Below are 20,088 nucleotides of genomic sequence, written 5' to 3'. Positions count from 1 at the left end.
ACTTGTTGAATTTGCTGCAATTTTAGGCTGCGCGCAGGGGCGCCTCTAAAATTGCTCCCATGACTGTTGCCCACCCGATCACCGACCGCAAGATCCGCTTCGCCCTGGTGGGCTGCGGACGCATCGCCAAGAACCACTTCGGCTCGCTGCAGCAGCACGCCGACCGCGCCGAACTGGTGGCGGTCTGCGACAAGCTGCCCGAGCGCGCCGAGGCCGCTGCTGCGCAGACCGGCGCGCAGGCCTTCACCTCGCTGGACACGCTGCTGGCCGAGAGCAATGCTGACATCGTCGTGCTGACCACCCCGAGCGGCCTGCACTCGCAGCAAGCCATCCGCGTCGCCCGCGCCGGCCGCCATGTGCTCAGCGAGAAGCCGATGGCCACCAAGTGGGACGAGGGCATGGCGATGGTGCGCGAGTGCCGCGACGCGGGCGTCAAGCTCTTCGTCGTCAAGCAGAACCGCCTCAACGCCACGATGCAGCTGCTGAAGAAGGCCATCGACGACAAGCGTTTCGGCCGCATCCACATGGTCACGGTCAACGTGTTCTGGACCCGCCCGCAAAGCTATTACGACGAGGCGCCGTGGCGTGGCCGCTGGGACATGGACGGCGGCGCCTTCATGAACCAGGCGAGCCACTACGTGGACATGGTCGACTGGCTGGTCGGGCCGGTGGACAACGTGCACGCCTACACCGCGACGCAGGGCCGCGACATCGAGGCCGAGGACTCGGGCGTCATGAGCCTGCGCCTGCGCGCGGGCGGGCTGGCGAGCATCAACGTGACGATGCTGACCTACCCGAAGAACCTCGAAGGCTCGATCACGGTGCTGGGCGAACGCGGCACGGTGCGCATCGGCGGCGTGGCGGTGAACGACATCCAGCACTGGGAGTTCGACACGCCCACGCCGGAAGACGAGCAGATCAAGGCCGCCAGCTACGCGACCACCTCGGTCTACGGCTTCGGCCATCCGCTCTACTACGCCAACGTCATCGACACGCTGCGCGGCGAGGCGCACGCGGAGGTCGATGGCTACAGCGGGCTGAGGTCGCTGGAGGTGCTGATCGCGGGGTACCGGAGTGCGCGGGATGGGGTGCGGGTCGGGTTGCCGCTGGTGTTCTGATCAAGTCTGCCAGTCGGTGTAGAGCATGCGCTCGACCTCCAGCATCGTGACTGGAAACTGACGCAGCAATTCCAGCAAGAGCGGCTGTTCGACCAGATCGACCTGGTTCAGTGCGGCTTGTTCATGGGTTTGGGCATTGAAGAATTGGTTCGTCACGCCCACTTTGCGAAACACCGTGTCCGGATGGCGCCTGCGGTAAAAGGCTTCTCCGCCGACCACCTCCTTCACGGTGTCCCACCCCAGTCGCCCCCCTTCCCGGCTGTTGGTTTTGGTCTGCAACAGAACGCCCTGTGCCCCTCCGATTGCGACCACATCCACCCCGTTGTCCCCAGAAGCCGGTGTGCAGTAACAGGTTCCGAACCCTTGTTTCTGCCACAGGATGGCAATCAAGCCTTCGAAATAGCGGCCATCCATGCGCAACACCAGATCCGCAGTGACAGGCTCATCCAGCCCTCCGGCCTGATCTGGTGGCACTTGGTCGCCCAGATCACCGAAATCGCCGGGGCCGATGTCACCGGAACCGTTGAGCATGTCCTGCGCCAGCTCGCGCTTGTGGGTCAGCAAACGATCCAGCTTGACATCGAAAGTGCAGAAATCGTCCGCCTGCACGACGGGGTAATACACGAACACGTCCTTCGTCTGGCCGATGCGGTAGGCCCGGTCTGTCGCTTGGTCTTCCTTGGCGGGATTCCAGGTCCGGGTGTAATGCACCACATGGTTGGCAGCCTGAATGTTGACGCCAAAGCCGACAGCAACCGGCGACAGGATGATGACGCCGAACCCCGGCTGCGACTGGAACGCCTTGATGCGCTTCTGCCGGCTGGCCTCGTGGCCAACCGCCGCGCTGGTGTCGCCATTGATGATGTCCGCACGCAGGCCGAATGCCTCGGCAATGTAATGCTGCAGCAGGCGCTGAATGTTGCGGAACTCGCAGAACACGATGGCCTTTTCCTGGCGCGCTCGGATGCGATCGAGCTGCCGCAGCAGCCAATCCAGCTTCGGCGCGTTGGCACGATACGCGGCGATCGGCTCGGGCTTGAAGGCCGTCATACCGGGGCGACATGGATCGGTACAAATCAGCCGCAGGTAATGCAGCAGGCTCAGGTGATTCCGGAAAGGGGCCGCCGAACCATCCACATCACGCGACTTGAAGTCCTTGACGGCTTGTGCGTACAGGTTGCGCTGAGCCATTGACAGCGGCAGACGGGCACAAGACTCATCAGTCATCTTGCGCGGCAAATCTTTGGCCACCTCTGCCTTGGTCCGGCGCAGGAGCTGCGGCGCGATGCGGGTACGCAGTTCCCCGACCCGCGATCGTTCCTCGTCCGTGCGAGCTTCGATCGGCTTGCGATAGCGCCGGCCAAATTCGTTCAGAGTCCCTAGCAAACCGGGCTGGATGAAGTCGAACAGGCACCACAGATCGGCCAGCGTGTTCTCGACTGGCGTGCCGGTGCAGGCGATCCGGAAATCAGCGTTCTGTTTCTTGGCGGCCCGCGTCACCATGGCAGCGGGATTCTTGATGCGCTGCGCCTCGTCGCACACCATCACCGACCACCGCTGGGCCGCGAACGAAAACTCCAGATCGCGCAAGGTCTCGTAGGTGGTCAAAACGAGGCGGGCCGAGCCGATCCAATTCGGCTGCAGGAAACGCACCAGCCCATCCTCGGTGCGCAGACGTTCATCGATGGCCTCGCGCGGGACACGCAGCTTTTTCAGATCGGCACCATAGGCGGCCAGGACGGGCAGCGTGCCTGGTGGGAAGAACTTGTCCACTTCCTCCTTCCAGTTTTCCAGCAGCGACACGGGTGCCACGACCAGCATCGGATCACCTTGCGGCTGCCGCTCGTTCAAGCTCACCATGAACGACAACAGTTGCAGTGTCTTGCCCAGCCCCATGTCGTCGGCCAGCACGGCGCCGCGCACTTGATGGGAGGAACGCAGGCGGTGCAGATGCTGCAACCAAGCCAAACCGTCGTGCTGGTGCGCAAGCAGCGCCGTGCCTTGCCTGAAACGGGTGGGCAACTCCGGCGCCGCAGGCTGGACCAGCAGCGTCTGGCGGCGTGATTCGTCGTGGTCGAGGGTGTCGATGTTGGGCCGCAGCACCAGGGTTTTCCCATCCACCACCGGTCTCGTCGCTCCAGGACCCGATGGTTTCGGTGGGCATCCAGTCTTGATGTCGTCCCCAACAGGCTTGAATATCTCGAGGATATTTTTGGCCTCGGACACTGGCATCGGCACAGGCAGCCCGGGCAGCGTGAGGGTGGTCGCCCCGCTAGCTTGCGCCGCCTCAATTCCCTGCGCTATTTGCCGGATCACCTCTTTGGTCGCATGGATGGCAACCGGCTCGGTCTGCCCTGGCGGAGTGAAAACGATGATCGGCGGGACATCGTCAGGAAACCAGCCGTCCGCCTCCTTTTGCTTAGCGATGTAGAGCGAGTAGTACGGCTTCTCGATTCCGATACCTTCGACGCGAGGCGAATAGGCGCTCAGGTCATGCACCTGGGCATACAGGATCAGCAGCCGGGGCCGTGTGCGTGCAGCCAAGGCTTCCTGAAGTTCCGCCAGATGGGCAGGTGCATCACCCTGAAGTTCGAGGTCGTAGCCGTTCCAGCCCATCAGCAGGAAGCCACGTGACAAGGAGCGTTTCAGCTTGTCCACGAAGGCCGCCAACGTCTCATCGGACAAAGGGACCAGTTCCGAGGCAGTCGAGAGGGATGCGCCAGTGGACTCGATCGACAGACAGACGCTGAGGGGATAGCCGCTCGCATCGCGGTCAATGACGGGCAGGAACCGTTCGTAACGCAAGCCGGCCGCCTCGCGTGCCTGCTCGAACTGCTGTTCCTGGATGACCGCGTGGGCTTCCGCACCCAGCGCAGCGAAGGGGTTGAGGATGAATGCCTGCGCCCGCACACCGGCCACCCGCCGCGCCGGAAATCGCTTGATTTCCTGCAGCACCGTTTTGACCTCGGGGGTGATGAGCACCTGCACGATGCCTTCGTGTGTCGGCAGGTCGTAGCGGTCCAACACGGCAGGGTTGCGATCGAAGCGATCCAGCCAATCCGCGGGCGCCTGCGCAAAACCGGGCACGATCTCGATGACGTTTTCTTCCTTCAGCACCGGCGAGCGGCGCATCTGGAGGTCAAGCTTTTCAGGCGTGAGCACGACAGACCGGGATAGAAAATCGTCCAATCGGGCGTCAGCGGCCAAGGCGATCTGGCGAATCCGACCCCATGCTTCGCGATGAACCTGATCAGTGTGCTGTGACGCGGGGCGCTGCGCGAATTCGATGACCGCACGGACCAGTTTCCACTGTGCGGGGGACATTCTTTCCGCACGCTCGCCCAGCGACACGATGGGTCCGGTCACCTCGGCAACTCGGGTACGCCCGGTTTCGTCCACCCAGCCAGCCAATGCAATCGAAAAACTGCTGTCGGACAGCGAATCACGGCTGCACAAGGCTGGACGAAGCGTGGTGACGGCTGGAAGCGCGAGCGCCTGCGACAAACCCTCATAGCCCGGCTGCTCCAGCGCCGCCATCAATTTTTCCCAAGACAGGTGGCGTCCGATGCGGGATTCAACCAGATAGCCATCATCACTGAGCTGGTCCAGATAACCACCCAGCAACGGATCGTTCAGCGCGGTACCTTGCGTTTCACGCGTGACAAGCAAGCCCAATGCTGACAACTGTCTGTGCCATGCCGCCGGATGTTCTCGAACTGCTTTTGTCTTCCTGCCTGTCAATCCGAACATATTACTTCCACCAGCCCTTGCCAAACTTGTACTTAAAACCTGTCCTCGCCAATAACCTACCAAACTCAAGGTCTGATGAGTCAGTTTTTATCCAAAGGTTTCCGTTTTTCTCCCGTAAATCCTCAATGACTAGACCCTTGGCTTTCGCCATCATCAAAACATCGGAAGTCGCGCGAGATGATGCAGGCGAAACTGATTTCCTTATAGAACTTCTCATACCATCCGGGAATACATTCAACTCCCTTTGCAGCTCTACGGAAAATCTCTCTTCCCACGACTCCATTGCACCATCGTGGTGCGGCAACTTGAACAAACGCCTATCATTTTTCAGAGAATTTTCCGCATTCACACCCACTGTGACACGCCGATCCAAGGAAAAAGGCAGCCCAGACTTCCTGTCATAAACATAGCAACTATTCCCAACGCCACCAAACTCAACCGCAACAAAATCTCCCATGCACATAATAAATGCATTGTTATGCCGCCCACCATCTTTCAACTCAGTTGTCAAACCCACCATTCTTCTGAGTAGCGCTTGCATGTTCTTATTATTCCCGTCCAAAGCCCAAGATCCCAATGCAAAATGGATATTATCAATTGAACCGACATATTTGAGCCAAAAATTGACACGCCGCTGATTTGCAACACCATCGGCAGACAAGACATCAAAGAATGCCTTGATCAAATCGCGCTTGAGCCAATCGGAAATCATGTCCTTGGCTTCGATCGCTACGCCACCCCAGCGCGCCTTGTTGGAAGGTAGCCAAGGACTCCCCCAGAACTCCACCGCAGCATCTCTCAACACCACATTGATTTCCGGATGGGGCACAGAAGCGTAATGACCCAGAATGATCGTCAGTCCTTTGTCCCGCAAGACTTCATTATCGCGAAGCAAATCAAGAAGTCTCGGCATGTACTTCAGGAACACATCGCGTTTTTCTCGAACACTCCATCGAATTTGAGCGATGACCAACTCACGCCAAAACCATGACCCTTTGGTTATTCTGAGTCTTTCGCAGAGTTTATTGATGACCGATGAGTTTCCCTCCAACAACAATTTGGCATATGGTGCGCATGGATCATCACCGAACACATGCAAGTTCTCGGCGACTGCATGTGCCCAGTCCAGAGTGATCCGGCCGCAATTGAGAAGCGCATGATTCTCATGCAGATGCTGACGCAAGGCTCGCCAGTTGATACGGCCTGCATCAGACGTTTGATCGCGGTAGGTATCGTAGCCAAAATATGAATGCAGCAGGCCTTGATAGCAGCGGCGATATTCCAGGGGCCGATTCCGCAATCGCTTGAGTCCCTCCAGCAGACAACCAAATCGATTAGCATCATCCATCAAGCATTGCCCTGACAGATGAACAGGCAGCGTCAGTGCATAGGACACCAACCGAGCCTGTCGGACGCTATGCAATTGGGAGTCAACCCAGAACGCTTTGACTGCTTGCAGCAACAGGTCGTGCGACTCCGGTGCTTTTTCTGCAGCTTTGAACTGCAACTCCAAGGAGTTAGCAACTTTTTCCATGCTGTCGCTGACGGGAAAATCAATCACCTTCTTGTCGTGATACAAGGCAGCAGCGAGTCTGGTCAGCGCATTCATGGCAAGGCACAGGCTCCAAAATTACCAACGGCGTTCGGTGCGGGCGGACGAGTCTCGCCATGCTTGAGAAACTCCAGCCTGATCTCGACACGACGACTTTCCTCATCGGTATCCTTGGCTGCATTGAAAGAATACCCTCCCACCAGAAACAGCGCACGGACTTCCTCTTTCTGAACATCCGTGAGCAAATAGGATCCAGTGGCGGAAAACATGGCGCAAATGACACGCTGGCTTCGTTGCAAGCTCAGGTTCAGATTGGAAAGATACGACCCAGTTTTGTCCGTATAGCCCTCTACAACCACGCGCTTGAGAACTTTCATGCCACGTGGTTTATTCGCCAGCACCAGCAACTCAGGGACAAACTGCCGCAACACGGACTCCTGCTCACGAGAAAGACTGGATTTAGCAAATGCAAACCTAGCTTTTTCACCGAAATTCACGACGTGGCGATTCCGATCAATCTGGATGCCTTCTTGCCTGTTGGCAGCCGACTCAAGCTCATTGAGGAAGGTTTGAATCTGTGTCTCGTGCTCATCTGCCCCTGATGTATCGGTCACAGCCAGCAATGCCACCCCCATGACCACCAGAAACAAGACCATCAACGCTGTCATGAGGTCGGCAAATGAGATCCAGAATGGTTTTTCCGCCTCATCACGGGCGCCGCGCTTGATGGAAAATTTTGGACCAAACATACATCAAATCTTGTTGCCATTCGCCGAGGGAAGGTCATCGAGAACCTGCTGGAGATGCTCGATTCCGCCGCGCAGCAAGTTGACGGATCGCACCAGATCCTCATGAAACTTGTTATTCACACGCCCGATTGCATTAGTCACAGCATCGGCAAATGCGTCGTTGGAATCTTTTAGCACATCATTGACCCCATCCAAGTATTCAGCCAGTTCGACCTGCGCATTTTTAATCTTGGAAACTGATCCTTCAATGCGTTGAAGAACATCAGCGGTCATACCGACTTCACGACGAGAAGACTCCGCAATCGCGCAGACCTCGCGCTGCAATTGCGCCATTTCATTGCGCCGCGATTGGTGATCCTGCAGTTCTGCAGAGAGCGATTTGGCGCCATCTAACAAACCCTGCGAGGCAATGTCCATGCTTTTAGCGACCACCGCGGTTTGAGTCATTACGCCCGCCACACTCCGGCCAGCGTCCGCGAATTTATCGGCCGCAACATTGATAAGCTCGGCGCCGGTTTTCATGCCTTGGATCGCTGTCGTGCTGACGCTCGTCAGTTCGGTTACACCGTGGGCCATCTTCTGCGTGGCATCGTTTGACGCCTTGACCACTTTGTCCACCATCCGAGCCATTTCACTGACCAAGGTTTCCACCCGAGCCACCATCGATTTCTCCCGAGCCCCCTGCTTCTCGAAAACATCGGACTGTGCATCACGCAAGGTATTGAGAAGACCCGAGGTTTCCTGCCCCAGTGCAGCCAGCGAACCGGTCGTGGCCGTGCTGAGTTGATTGACAGCGACCCCGACCTGCTCAGCCAGAACATTCACCATGTCCTGCGCTCTCTGGGTCATCTTCTCTTCGCGATCCTGATTATTTTTCAGCACACGGGCTTGAGAATTTTCTAGCGCGGCCACCAGTCCATTCACATTCTGACCCAACACATCCATTGTTTCCCGAATTTTCTTTTGCGTCTGATCCTGAGAGTTTCCAGCCAAATAATGAATCTGCTCAACAAAACCTTGAGTCTGCGCTGAAATATCGCGCTGGCGATTTTCCATAAGATCGATAAATGCCGTCATCCGCACAGTCAGATCATTCGCAGAACGTTGACTGGCTTGTTCAATGCTCGTAACAAGGTTCCCAAGTGAACCGGAAGTTGTCGCGCTGACTTCATGCATCGCCACTTCGACCCGCTCCGCCATTCCGTTAACCAGCGCATGGGTACGCTCATTCATTGCCTCCTCGCGTGCGCGGTTGTTTTCGAGCACGCGGTCCTGAATATGGGTCAGTCCTTCACCCATGGTTTGAATGGCATGCGTCGTGTGGGTGGCCATGTCATTGGCCGAGCGCAAGCTAGACTCTTCCAATCGAGTCACCAGCGCATTGAGCGAATCAGCGGCCCCCTGCATACCCTGGGCTGTCTGGCGATTCAGTTCGTTGATGCCGCTGATCTGCTCGCCGAACAGGCTGTTCAAACGCTCGCTGAATCCCGCCATGACATCACCGAGCATCTGAGCGGCGGAAGAACTTTGATCACGCGTGGAGCTCTGAACGGCTTGCGCAATGTGCTGCAACGGCCCATCCAAGCTTTGCCGAATACTTTCCGCAATCGCAGAACTCATGATGTCGGCATTGTCTTTGGCTGATTTTTTTTGCTGCTCTGCGCTTTCCCTGATCTGGTTTATTAATTCCTGATTGAACTTGTTCGAGGCATTGAGTTGGGTAGATGTTAAATTCTTCAGGAGATCCCCCAGATCCTTGACCAAGGCATCCTTGAGGATTTTTGACTGACTGGCTGAATCTTCGGACGCACGCACCAAGCGAGACAAGTATTCCTCACCGGCACCACCTTCGAAAAATTTATCCACTGAACCGGCGATCCACTCCACTCTGGAATAAAGGCGGGACAGCAAAAATTTTTCCAGCACAGTTATTACCATTGCTGCCAGAATTGCCCCAGCCGACACCCAAAAAGCGTGCTTGACGGAATTCATTAGCCCATCCAAGCTCTTCTTGACTTGATCGGGATCGCTACCACTGACGTTGAAACCTTCCAGGCCGTGGATCAGTCCTGCAAATGTCCCAATTATCCCAATGCCTGTCAATATCCCAGGCAAATGCTTGAAGAATTCAACATTCAATCGGCCATCCACAATATTTTGAGGATTGAAAAATACCTCGGCCGGCAAGGTCGCACGCCAAGCACCGGCTTGCATCATCCCGTTCTTTTCTTGGTGCTGCTGATGCAGTGATTCAGAGTATTGCGCCCATTGCTCCTTCAACCTTTCATCACTAGAGAACACCTTCTCCAAGTCATTCGGCGTAGGTCGAGCAGAGAATTCTTTGAGACTCGCCCCAATCTTGACTAGTTTTATCCAGCCAAAAACTGCAGGCAGGAAGAACCACCATAAAAATGCCAGTGACAGACCAATAATCGCAAGCACCACCAAAATACCAGCAGGACCATCGATACCCTTGCTTTTAAGCAATTCAGTCAAATTTAATGCGGATGAATTCATGGTTTTAATTACAGCTTTTGTATTGTATGCACGACTGCGAAAAACATGACTATTGCTGACACTGCCAAGAAAGCCATATACGTACAGACTCGCCGAGCCCGAAAAATCGTGAATTCCGTGAATTTTCAGATCATTCGGTACAGATCAGTCCATCACCGAACTCGACACGTCGGCTGGGCTCGGGGTTGTCGCAGCAGCAGCCATGCACACTGCGGGTCAGATTTCTGATGCAGAACATGCAGTAAGATAAGTGATAGTCAGTCGGAAACCACCATGCAAGTCACCGTCAGCGACAAAGGTCAGATCACCCTGCCCCACAGCCTGCGACAGCACCTGGGCATCAGCGCTGGCACACGGCTGGATGTCGAAGCGCTGGAAGACGGTTCGCTGCGGGTGCGGGTGCTGGCGCGTGGCTCGCAGGGCTTGTTCGGTCTGCTGAGCCGCCCAGGCGAGCGCACGCGCAGCCTAGAAGAGATGGACCAAGCCATCACCGACACCGTGCGCGAACGGCAGGAGGCGCCGTGATCGCCGTCGATACCAACGTGGTGGTGCGACTGCTGGTCGGTGACGACGCCCACCAGGCCCAGCTCGCCCGCCAGTTGTTCGACGACCACGCCGACCAGGACGGCTCGCTGTGGCTGAGCGACGTCGTGGTCGTGGAAATCGCCTGGACACTGGCACGTGCCTACGACCGCAGTCGGGCCGACATCGCCACCGCGCTGACCGCCTTGGTGCGTCACGCCACGGTCGCGCTGGAGTCGGCCACCGACATCCGCGCTGCGCTGGTGCTTTACGAGAAAGGCCCGGCTGATTTCGCGGACTGCCTGCTGTCGGTCAAGGCACAGCGGCAAGGGTGTGACGCCGTGGTCACCTTCGATCGCAAGATGCGCCATCTGGCCGGTGTCACGCTACTGGGCACCGTCAACTGACCCGTGGCTCCATGGATACCAAGGACTTACAAATGACGATACCCGCCCCCGCCTGGCACCACGACACCGCCATCATCGACACCGGCGCCCAGATCGGCGCCGGTACCAAGGTCTGGCACTTCAGCCACGTCTGCGCCGGCGCCCGCGTCGGCGAGGGCTGCTCGCTCGGCCAGAACGTCTTCGTCGGCAACGACGTGGTGATCGGCTCGGGCGTGAAGATCCAGAACAACGTGTCGGTCTACGACTCGGTGACGCTGGAGGACGACGTGTTCTGCGGGCCGAGCGCGGTGTTCACCAACGTCTACAACCCGCGGGCGGCCGTTTCGCGCAAGAACGAATACCTGCGCACTGTGGTGAAACGCGGCGCGACGCTGGGCGCGAACTGCACCATCGTCTGCGGCACGACGGTCGGGCAATACGCCTTCGTCGGTGCGGGCAGCGTCATCAACCGCGACGTGCCGGACTACGCGCTGATGGTGGGCGTGCCGGCGCGGCGGATCGGCTGGATGAGCCGCAACGGCGAGCGGCTGGGGCTGGCGGTGCGCGGCGAGGGCGAGGCGGCGTGTCCGGCGACGGGGGAGCGGTATCGGCTCAGCGGCGATATCGTGACACGCCTGGAAACCCCGTGAACGGCGCTACGCAGGCGCAGCCGCGCCTTCAGGTCGAGCGGATGGGGCCGATCCAGCAGGCAGACGTGATCTTCGGGGATCTGACCGTCATCGTCGGTCCGCAGGCCACCGGAAAAAGCATCTTCCTGCAGACGCTCAAGCTGCTGATCGACCGCGACCAGATCCACGAGACCTTCCGCCACCACAGCATGCATTTCAGCGGGCGGACGGAGGCGTTCCTGGACGGTTATTTCGGCCGCGGCATGGCAGGGGCCTGGCAGATCGAACAGTCGCGCCTCGTCTGGAACGGCAAGCGCATCCAGTTGCCCGACTACGCCGCCCCCACCAAATCCCCCAAGGGCAAGGTTTTGCACGAGCGCCTGTTCTACATCCCGGCCCAGCGCGTCATGAGCCTGCCGGGCGGGGTATCGCAAAACTTCGGCCAGTTCAACTATGGCGACCCCTACACGCTGCGCGTCTTCAGCGACGCAGTGCATGGCCTGATCCAGAACGAGTTCGGAGCGAAGGGGGAGCTGTTCCCTGCTCCCAACCGTCTCAACGCCACCTTGCGGGAGCCGATCAATGCCCATCTGTTCGGGGGCAACAAGCTGGTGATCGACGACTCGGACTTCACCAAGCGGCTGGCGCTGGCGATACCAGGGCAGTCGAAGCCGCTGGGGTTCCTGTCGTGGTCAGCAGGGCAGCGTGAATTTGCGCCGATGCTGATGGGGCTTTACTGGCTGTGCGCCGTACGACACCCACAGCGCATGTCCGGCAAGGCGCAAGAAGAAGTCATCGAATGGGTGGTCATCGAGGAACCCGAGATGGGCCTCCATCCCCAGGGCATCGCCGCCGTGCTGCTGATGGTGCTGGAGTTGCTGCGGCGCGGATACCGGGTCGTGATTTCGACGCATTCGCCTGTGGTGCTGGAGATGGTCTGGGCCTTGCAGGAGTTCAAGAAACTCGGCGCGGACGAATCGGATGTCCGCAGGCTGTTCGACCTGAAGGCCACAGCCCCAGCCAAGGAACTGGGGCGAACAGCGCTGGAGAAAGACTACCGGGTCTATTACTTTGATCGACAACACGCGGTGCGCGACATCTCGAACCTCAGCCCGGGTGCCGAAGCAGTCGCCGAATCCGAATGGGGCGGCATCACCGGATTCTCGTCAAGGGTCAACGATGCGATCGCATCCGCAGTGAACCGGGCCGCCGGGGTCACGGGCTGATGGCCACCCGCCGCACTTCACGGACCGCTCGGACGGACTCCGCATTTGAAACGGCTGCCAAGGTCGCCGGATTGCCGACGCAGCCCGGGCTAGGCGCCATCAAGGCCGAATACCGAGCAGGGGTCGCGTTGCGCTCCGGCCATCGCCATACAGCCAGTCTGGACATCGACGCCGCCTTTCTGGCGACCGAACCGACATCCTCTCGGTGGGACTATGGCATCGGAATGCGCAGCGAAGCAGGCCAGGAACTACTCGTCTGGCTGGAGGCGCATCCGGCCTCCAGCACGGGCGAAGTCCAGAAAATGCTCGACAAGCTGGCGTGGCTGAAAGCCAAGCTGACTCAACCGGACTTCGACGGACTGCGCACGCTGGAGCACAAGGTGTCCGCCTACCGCTGGCTGGCCATGACAGGCGCCATCCGCATCCTGCCCAATAGCCGGGAGGCGCGGCGACTGGCACAGGCGGGTCTGTCGTCACCACAACGCCATGTCGAGCTTCCCTGAACTTCCAGATCGCCCCATGCACTTCATCGACCTCAAGGCCCAATACGCCACCCTCAAGACCGACATCGACGCCGCGATCCACCGCGTGCTCGACCACGGCCAGTACATCATGGGCCCCGAGGTCAAGCAGCTCGAAACCGCGCTGGCCGAGCGCGTCGGGGCGAAGCACTGCGTGACCGTCTCCAGCGGCACCGAGGCGCTGCTGATCGCGCTGATGGCCCTCGACCTGCAACCCGGTGACGAGGTCATCACGACACCATTCACCTTCGCGGCCACCGCCGAGGTCATCGCGCTGCTCGGCGCCAGGCCCGTATTCGTGGACATCGAGCCGGACACCTGCAACATCGACGCAGCGCTCATCGAAGCCGCGATCACGCCCAGGACGCGGGCGATCATGCCGGTGAGCCTGTACGGGCAGGTCGCCGACATGGCCGAGGTCAACGCCATCGCTGCCCGCCACCAGTTGCCGGTGATCGAGGACGCCGCGCAGAGCTTCGGCGCCACCTACCGCGGCGACCACAGCGGGCACCTGTCCACCATCGGCTGCACCAGCTTCTTTCCGAGCAAGCCGCTGGGCTGCTACGGCGACGGCGGCGCGCTGTTCACCGACGACGACGCGCTGGCGCAGGCCGCCCGCGAGATACGCGTCCACGGCCAGAGCGCGCGCTACACCCACACCCGCGTCGGCCTCGGCGGGCGGATGGACACGCTCCAGTGCGCCGTGGTGCTCGCCAAGCTGCCGCGCTTCGACTGGGAGCTGCAGCGCCGCCGCGAACTCGGAGCGCGGTACCACCAGTTGCTCGCGCCACTGGCCGAACGCCACCCCGGCTTCGGCCTGCTCACCGTGCGGCCGGACCGCGACAGCGTCTGGGGCCAGTACACGGTGTTCGTGCCGGAGCGGGCGAAGGTGCAGGCCGCGCTGCAGGCCGCGGGCATCCCGACCGCCGTGCATTACCCGAAGCCGCTGCACCACCAGGCCGCCTACGCCGCGTTCTGCTGCCCCGACTGCTGCCCGCACAGCGTGGCCGCCGCCGCCCGCGTGATGAGCCTGCCGATGAGCCCGGACCTGTCCGAGGCCGACCAGGACCGCGTGGTCGCCGCGTTGGCCGACGCGCTCGCAGGCCTCTGACTTGCTGCGCGCCACGCTGACGCTGCTGGCCGGCGGCGCGCTGGCGCAGGCGCTGCCGCTGCTGCTCGGGCCGCTGCTGACGCGGCTGTACACGCCGGACGACTTCGGCGCCTTCCACCTCTTCGCAGCGGTAGCAACCAACCTCGCGGTGGTCGCCTGCGGGCGCTACGAGTTCGCGCTGCCGCTGGCGCGGGGCGACGGCGAGGCGCAAGCGCTGCGGCGGCTGTGCCTGCGCATCCTCGGGCTGGTGGCGGGGCTGGCGAGTCTGGGCGGACTGGGCTGGGCGTGGTGGAGCGGGTTGCGCTGGGCGCTGTGGCTGGGGCCGGCGGTGGCGGTTGGCGGGGCGCTGTCGCTGGCGACGATGTGGGCGACGCGGGCCGCGCGCTTCCAGTCGCTGGCGGTGGCGCGGGTGCTGCAGTACGGCGGCGCAGCGCTGGCGCAGGCGCTGGCCGGGTGGCTGCACGGCGGGGTGGTCGGGCTGGTGATCGCGCCCATCGCGGCGCAGACGCTGGCGACGCTGCTGCTGCGCGGCCCGGCCGTGACGCCCGCAACCGACACGCCACCACTGCGCGACATCGCCCGGCGCTACAAGGAATTCCCCCTGCTCAACACGCCGCACGCCTTCCTTGGCGCGTTACAGGACACGGTCTCGCTGGCGCTGATCGCCGCCACGCTCGGCCCCGCCGCCGCGGGCTTCTGGGGCCTGGCACTGCGTTACCTGAAGGCGCCAGCCACGCTGGTCGGCAGCGCGGTGTCGCAGGCGTTGTATCCGCAGCTGGCGGCCAAGGGACCGGGGCCGACGCGCGCTGCGCGGGCAGCGGTGCGGCGGATCATGGCCGTGCTGGGTACCGCAGGACTGGCGCTGGTGGCCGTGCTCTGGGTGCTCGGGCCATGGGCGTTCGAGCGGCTGTTCGGCGCCGAGTGGCGTCAAGCTGGGGAACTCTCCCGGACGCTGGCGCCCTACATCGGGGCACACTTCGTGGCCGCGCCGCTGGCGGTGGTGACGATGGCTTGGGGCGCGCAGGCCTGGGCGTTGCGGCTGGCGCTGTGGGGACAGGCGGCGTTTGTCGGCGCGCTGGCCCTGGGCTTGCATCTGGGCGGGCTGGCGGGCGCGGGCTGGGGCGTCTCTGCGGCGATGGCGGGCTACTTCGGCTGGTACTTCTGGCGGCTGGCCACCTGGCCGGTGGCGGACTGACACGACAACCAGGCAACTCTGGGCAAGGCAAGGACCGAACGGATGGAGACATGCTGAGACTGCGCGCGGCGCTGAACCGCTGGCGACGCCGACTGGTGCGCGGACTGCAGTTCCGCGTGCTCTTCGGCGAGCGCTCGCAGGGCCGCGACCTGCCGCACACGCGCATTTCGCCGTCCACCTGCATCGAGTGCGAGGACCGCCTCGTGCTGGGCGACCACGTCTACATCGGCCACTTCAACCTGCTCGACGCCAGCGGCGGCCTGACCATCGACGAAGGCGTGCAGATCACCAGCCACTGCGCCATCGTCACGCACAGCTCGCACCGCAGCCAGCGCCTGCTCGGCCGCGCCTTCGCCACCTGGGCCGGACCCGGCGAGCGACCCGGCTGGATCGGCGGTCCGGTGCACATCGGCGCCTGGAGCTTCATCGGCCCGCACAGCGTCATCGAGGCCAATTCGCAGCTCGGGCGCGGCACCATCGTCTGCGCAGGCGCCCGAGTGCGGGGGGCATTTCCGGATTTCGCAATTCTCGATGGCGCACCTGCGCGGGTGGTCGGTGACAGCCGTGACGGGGATGCGACACTGCTTCGACAAAATCCAGCATTCAGGGTGAACCACGACGCTTGGGCCACCATGCCCGAGCCGGACGACTGCGACCGCCGCCTCCCATGACCCGACCGTATCGCCCCCTCGTCGACCTGCCCCCCGCCACCGACCCGCCCGCCTATGGCCGCTGGCGCCATGTGCTCATTGGCGATGGCGAAAGCCCGCACCTGCTGAAATGGGCCCGCGCCCTCGCCCCGCAGGTGGACCTGTGGGTGGCGTCCAGCCGCGGTTTCCTGCCCGGATTCGACGACCTCGTGCCACCGCGCGGGCGCCTGGCGCTCGGCGAATCGATGGACCACTCCGGCGGCAACGTCGGCCTGCTCAGGCGCCTGCCCGAGCTGGGCCGCTGGCTGCAGGAGGTGGACGCCGACTGGATCCACCCGCACTACCTGACCTCGCACGGCACGCTGGCCATGGGTGCCAAGAAGGGCTGGAAGCTGCGCGGGAAGATCGTCGGCTCCGCCTGGGGCAGCGACATCCTCGTCACCCCGAAGCGCGGCCCGCACTACCGCTGGGTGACCTCGCAGATCCTCAAGGCCTGCACGCTGACCACCAGCGACTCCGAGCACATGGCCGCGCAGATGCGCCAGCTCGGCGCGGGCGAGGTGCGCGTGTTCCCCTTCGGGCTGGAGCAGATGCCGCCCCGCCCGCCGCACAAGGCGCCGTGGAGCTTCTTCGCCAACCGCGGGCTGGAACCGATCTACCGGCCCGACCGGGTGATCACCGCGTTCGCCTCCATCGTCTCGGCCTACCCGGAGGCGCGGCTGACGATCGCCAACGACGGCTCGCTGCGCGCCGCGCTCGAACAACGCGTGGGCGAGCTAGGCCTGGCGAACCACATCGAGTTCGTCGGCCGACTCGACGCCGAAGCGCAGGCACGCTGCTACGAACGCGCGCAGTGGTACCTGAGCCTGCCGTCGAGCGATTCGGTGGCGGTGTCGGTGCTGGAGGCGATGGCGCACGGCTGCATCCCGCTGCTGTCGGACCTGCCGGCCAACCACGAACTGGTGCGCTCGGGCCTGAACGGGCTGATCCTGACGGACGCCCCGATCGAGCTGATGAACCTGCCGCAGCAGCTCGCGCCGCTGCTGCCGCAGGCGGTGCAGATCGGCCGCGACAACCACGAGTGGGTGCGGCTGCACGGCCAGTTCGCGCCCGCGGTGGAAGGGCTGCTCGGGCGGCTGTCCGAACTGATGTGAACCCCGGCGCTGCCGCATGAACATCCTCTACCTGAACCACTACGCCGGCGCGCCCGCGCTGGGCATGGAATACCGGCCCTACTACCTCGCCCGCGAGTGGACCCGGCTGGGCCACCGGGTGCAGATCCTGGCGTGCGCGACCTCGCACTACCGCGCCGTCGCCCCGACCCACCGCGACCACCCGATCAACGCGCCCACGCACCAGGACATCGACGGCATCGACTACCTCTGGTTCCCCGGCCCCGCCTACCAGGGCAATGGGCTGGGACGGGTGAAGAACATCTGGGCCTTCCTGCGCCAGGTCTGGCGGGCCTCGCGCCGCATCGCCACGCAGTTCCGGCCGGACGTGGTGATCGCGTCGAGCACCTATCCCATGGACATCTGGGTCGCGCGGCGGCTGGCACGGATGGCGCGGGCGAAGCTGGTGTTCGAGGTGCACGACCTCTGGCCGCTGTCGCCGATCGAGCTGTCGGGCATGTCGCCGCGGCACCCCTTCATCGTGCTGTGCCAGAAGGCCGAGGACGACGCCTACCGCGACGCGGACGTGGTCGTCTCGATGCTGCCCAAAGTGCACGAGCACATGGCCAGCCGCGGACTGGACCTGAAGAAGCTGCACATCGTGCCCAACGGCATCACGCTCGACGAGTGGACCGGCGAGCTACCCCCGCTGCGCCCCGACGTGGCGGCCGCGGTCGAACAGGCCCGTGCACGCGGCACCACCGTCGTCGGCTACGCCGGCTCGATGGGCCTGCCGAATGCGCTGGACACGCTGCTCGACGCCATGCGCCAGCTGCAGGCCGAGGGCGCGCCGATCGCCCTCGTCATGGTCGGCGGCGGCCACGAGCGCGAACGGCTCGCGGCGCGCGTGCAGGCCGAGGGACTGGCGAACGTGCAGATGCTGCCGCCGATCCAGAAGGTGCAGATCCCCGCCTTCCTCGCCGAGATCGACATCGCCTACATCGGCTGGCAGCGGGTGCCGATCTACCGCTTCGGCATCGCGCCGAACAAGCTGATGGACTACATGATGGCCGGCTGCGCGGTGCTGCACTCGGTGGAAGCCGGCAACGACCCGGTCGCGGAAGCCGGCTGCGGCCTGACCGTGGCGCCCGAGTCGGCCGACGCCGTGGCCGAGGGCCTGCGCCGCATGGCCGCCCTCACGCCCACCGAGCGCCACGCGATGGGCGAGCGCGGCCAGGCGTTTGTGCAGGCGCACCACACTTACCCGGTGCTGGCGCGGCGCTTCCTGGCCGCCTGCACGGGCGGCTGAAGGCGATGGGCGCGCCCGCCGACCGCTACAGCCTGCTGCACCCCGATGTCTGGCAGACCGTGCAGGAGCGCCAGCGCGCCCTGCTGGGCCTGCTGGCGCTCCACGGCTGGCACGACCTGCGCGAGCGCACGCTGCTCGAAGTCGGCTGTGGCACGGGTGGCAACCTGCTCGAATTCCTGCGCATGGGCTGGCGGCCGGAACACCTCGCCGGCATCGAGCTGCTGCCCGAGCGCCACGCGCATGCCCGCGACGTGCTGCCCGAGCGCGTGGCGCTGCACCTCGGCGATGCCCGCACGGTGCCGATCGCCGAGGCGGGCTGCGACCTCGTCTTCCAGGCGACCGTGTTCTCGTCGCTGCTCGACGACGCCGTCCAGCAGCAGCTGGCGGCCGCGATGTGGCGCTGGGTGAAGCCGGGCGGCGCGGTGCTCTGGTACGACTTCACCGTGGACAACCCGCGCAACCGGAACGTGCGCGGTGTGCCGCTGCAGCGGGTGCGGGCGCTGTTTCCCGAAGGGCGGATCCGCGCGCAGCGCGTGACGCTGGCGCCGCCACTGGCGCGGCCGGCGTGCCGGGTCTGGCCGGGGCTGTACCCGGTGCTGAATGCCATGCCGCTGCTGCGCACGCATGTGCTGGCGTGGATCGAAAAGGACGCCCGCGCCCGCTAGACTGCCCGGCTCACCTCCAGACTCACAGGAATCGCCATGGGCGCGCAGTGGAAAGCAAAGCACAAAGACCTGGCTTCTAACGCCAAGGGCCGTCTCTTCGGCAAGCTCGCCAAGGACATCATGATCGCCGCCCGCCACGGCGCCGACCCGGCCGCCAATTCGCGGCTGCGGCTGGTGATCGAGCAGGCGCGCAAGGTCTCGATGCCCAAGGACACGCTGGACCGGGCCATCAAGAAGGGCGCGGGCCTGACGGGTGAATCGGTGAACTTCGAGCACGTGGTCTATGAAGGCTTTGCGCCGCACCGCGTCCCGGTGATGGTCGAGTGCCTGACGGACAACGTGAACCGCGCCGCCTCCGACATGCGCGTGCTGTTCCGCAAGGGCCAGCTCGGTACCTCCGGCTCCGTCGCCTGGGACTTCGACCACCTCGGCATGATCGAAGCCGAACCGACCGACGCCAAGGCCGGCTCCGACCCGGAAATGGCCGCCATCGAAGCCGGCGCGCAGGACCTGGAAGCCGGCGACGAGGACGGCACGACGCTGTTCTACACGGCGCCCACCGAGCTGGATCTGGTCAGCCGCGCCCTGCCCGCCCACGGCTTCACGGTGCTGTCGACCAAGCTGGGCTACAAGCCGAAGAACCCGGTCGCGCCGGACAGCCTGAGCGCGGAGCAGCTCGAAGAGGTCGAAAGCTTCCTCGCCGCGCTGGATGCGAACGAGGATGTGCAGAACGTGTTCGCGGGGCTGGGCGGCTGACCTCGGTCGCCTCGGGCGCGGTCTCGAGCAGGTACAGGTTCTCGTCGATCAGCGCCCCGGCCCGCACCGACTCCGTGCGCATGATGCCGGCACATTGACATCCTCCCCGCCCTAAAGGACGGGGATTCCGGCGGGCGTGACCGCTTGCGCGGCCGAGCCTTCGGCGGGTTCCTGCTTCATCGCGGCTGCGCGTCGTCCCCTCACGGGTCTGGCGCGTCTGACCTCCGCTCCACAGGCTTCGGGCCTTTCGACCCAGACCGCGTGTCCCGCGGCCCGTATGTTCTTTGCGGCGTTCAGGTCCGCGTTCTCGCTGTGCCCGC

17 protein-coding genes are annotated in these 20,088 nt (G+C 63.0%); 13 read left to right on the top strand and 4 right to left on the bottom strand.

Annotated features, from left to right (window positions below):
* Positions 1-59 precede the first annotated feature (59 nt).
* Positions 60-1,118: a Gfo/Idh/MocA family oxidoreductase gene (locus AABN02_RS16390; RefSeq protein ID WP_338415995.1), complete on the top strand. Its 1,059-nt coding sequence runs from the start codon at positions 60-62 to the stop codon at positions 1,116-1,118.
* Here the strand turns inward: AABN02_RS16390 and AABN02_RS16385 are convergent, their stop codons facing one another.
* From AABN02_RS16385 to zorA, 4 genes are read right to left on the bottom strand one after another with little or no spacing between them, the layout of a single operon-like run.
* Complete coding sequence (locus tag AABN02_RS16385; protein WP_338415994.1) at positions 1,119-4,868, bottom strand: SNF2-related protein; 3,750 nt, start codon at positions 4,866-4,868, stop codon at positions 1,119-1,121. It abuts the gene before it with no gap.
* Between the two features lies 1 nt (position 4,869).
* Positions 4,870-6,477, bottom strand: a complete 1,608-nt coding sequence (locus AABN02_RS16380; protein WP_338415993.1) for an EH signature domain-containing protein — start codon at positions 6,475-6,477, stop codon at positions 4,870-4,872.
* Positions 6,474-7,169, bottom strand: coding sequence for an OmpA family protein (locus tag AABN02_RS16375; RefSeq protein ID WP_338415992.1), 696 nt, complete (start codon positions 7,167-7,169; stop codon positions 6,474-6,476). The genes AABN02_RS16380 and AABN02_RS16375 overlap by 4 nt, the downstream gene beginning before the upstream one ends.
* Before the next feature lie 3 nt (positions 7,170-7,172).
* Positions 7,173-9,686 carry an anti-phage ZorAB system protein ZorA gene (gene zorA / locus AABN02_RS16370; RefSeq protein ID WP_338415991.1) on the bottom strand — a complete coding sequence of 838 codons (2,514 nt, stop codon included), beginning with the start codon at positions 9,684-9,686 and terminating at the stop codon, positions 7,173-7,175.
* Between the two features lie 273 nt (positions 9,687-9,959).
* Between zorA and AABN02_RS16365 the strand changes: the two genes are divergently transcribed.
* The 12 genes from AABN02_RS16365 to AABN02_RS16310 are packed head-to-tail and all read left to right on the top strand — an operon-like array spanning position 9,960 to position 19,768.
* Positions 9,960-10,211: an AbrB/MazE/SpoVT family DNA-binding domain-containing protein gene (locus AABN02_RS16365; RefSeq protein WP_338415990.1), complete on the top strand. Its 252-nt coding sequence runs from the start codon at positions 9,960-9,962 to the stop codon at positions 10,209-10,211.
* Entirely contained in the window at positions 10,208-10,615 is a 408-nt protein-coding gene (locus AABN02_RS16360; RefSeq protein ID WP_338415989.1) for a type II toxin-antitoxin system VapC family toxin, read from the top strand. Before AABN02_RS16365 ends, AABN02_RS16360 begins: the two co-directional genes overlap by 4 nt.
* A 32-nt stretch (positions 10,616-10,647) precedes the next feature.
* Entirely contained in the window at positions 10,648-11,244 is a 597-nt protein-coding gene (locus AABN02_RS16355) for an acyltransferase (protein ID WP_338415988.1), read from the top strand.
* Positions 11,241-12,449 (top strand): AAA family ATPase, encoded by a 1,209-nt coding sequence (locus tag AABN02_RS16350; RefSeq protein ID WP_338415987.1) that lies wholly within the window; start codon positions 11,241-11,243, stop codon positions 12,447-12,449. Before AABN02_RS16355 ends, AABN02_RS16350 begins: the two co-directional genes overlap by 4 nt.
* Positions 12,449-12,952, top strand: a complete 504-nt coding sequence (locus tag AABN02_RS16345; RefSeq protein WP_338415986.1) for a hypothetical protein — start codon at positions 12,449-12,451, stop codon at positions 12,950-12,952. Before AABN02_RS16350 ends, AABN02_RS16345 begins: the two co-directional genes overlap by 1 nt.
* Before the next feature lie 16 nt (positions 12,953-12,968).
* Positions 12,969-14,081: a DegT/DnrJ/EryC1/StrS family aminotransferase gene (locus AABN02_RS16340; protein WP_338415985.1), complete on the top strand. Its 1,113-nt coding sequence runs from the start codon at positions 12,969-12,971 to the stop codon at positions 14,079-14,081.
* Position 14,082: 1 nt separating this feature from the next.
* The gene (locus AABN02_RS16335; RefSeq protein WP_338415984.1) at positions 14,083-15,276 is read left to right on the top strand and encodes an oligosaccharide flippase family protein; all 1,194 of its coding nucleotides are present in this window, start codon (positions 14,083-14,085) and stop codon (positions 15,274-15,276) included.
* Positions 15,277-15,326: 50 nt separating this feature from the next.
* Positions 15,327-15,947, top strand: a complete 621-nt coding sequence (locus tag AABN02_RS16330; protein ID WP_338415983.1) for an acyltransferase — start codon at positions 15,327-15,329, stop codon at positions 15,945-15,947.
* On the top strand, positions 15,944-17,080 hold the full coding sequence (locus AABN02_RS16325; RefSeq protein ID WP_338415982.1) for a glycosyltransferase: 1,137 nt from the start codon (positions 15,944-15,946) through the stop codon (positions 17,078-17,080). Before AABN02_RS16330 ends, AABN02_RS16325 begins: the two co-directional genes overlap by 4 nt.
* Before the next feature lie 16 nt (positions 17,081-17,096).
* A complete protein-coding gene (locus AABN02_RS16320; protein ID WP_338415981.1) occupies positions 17,097-18,347 on the top strand; it encodes a glycosyltransferase family 4 protein in 1,251 nt (416 codons plus the stop codon).
* A gap of 5 nt (positions 18,348-18,352) precedes the next feature.
* Positions 18,353-19,012 carry a class I SAM-dependent methyltransferase gene (locus AABN02_RS16315; protein ID WP_338415980.1) on the top strand — a complete coding sequence of 220 codons (660 nt, stop codon included), beginning with the start codon at positions 18,353-18,355 and terminating at the stop codon, positions 19,010-19,012.
* 36 nt (positions 19,013-19,048) lie between these two features.
* Positions 19,049-19,768: a YebC/PmpR family DNA-binding transcriptional regulator gene (locus tag AABN02_RS16310; RefSeq protein WP_338415979.1), complete on the top strand. Its 720-nt coding sequence runs from the start codon at positions 19,049-19,051 to the stop codon at positions 19,766-19,768.
* Positions 19,769-20,088 lie beyond the last annotated feature (320 nt).

Origin of the sequence: uncultured Sphaerotilus sp., from assembly GCF_963924895.1 — a bacterium.
Classification (GTDB): domain Bacteria; phylum Pseudomonadota; class Gammaproteobacteria; order Burkholderiales; family Burkholderiaceae_C; genus Sphaerotilus.
The sequence above is the reverse complement of the archived record's forward strand: the minus strand, read 5'-3'. Positions and strand labels throughout refer to the sequence as shown.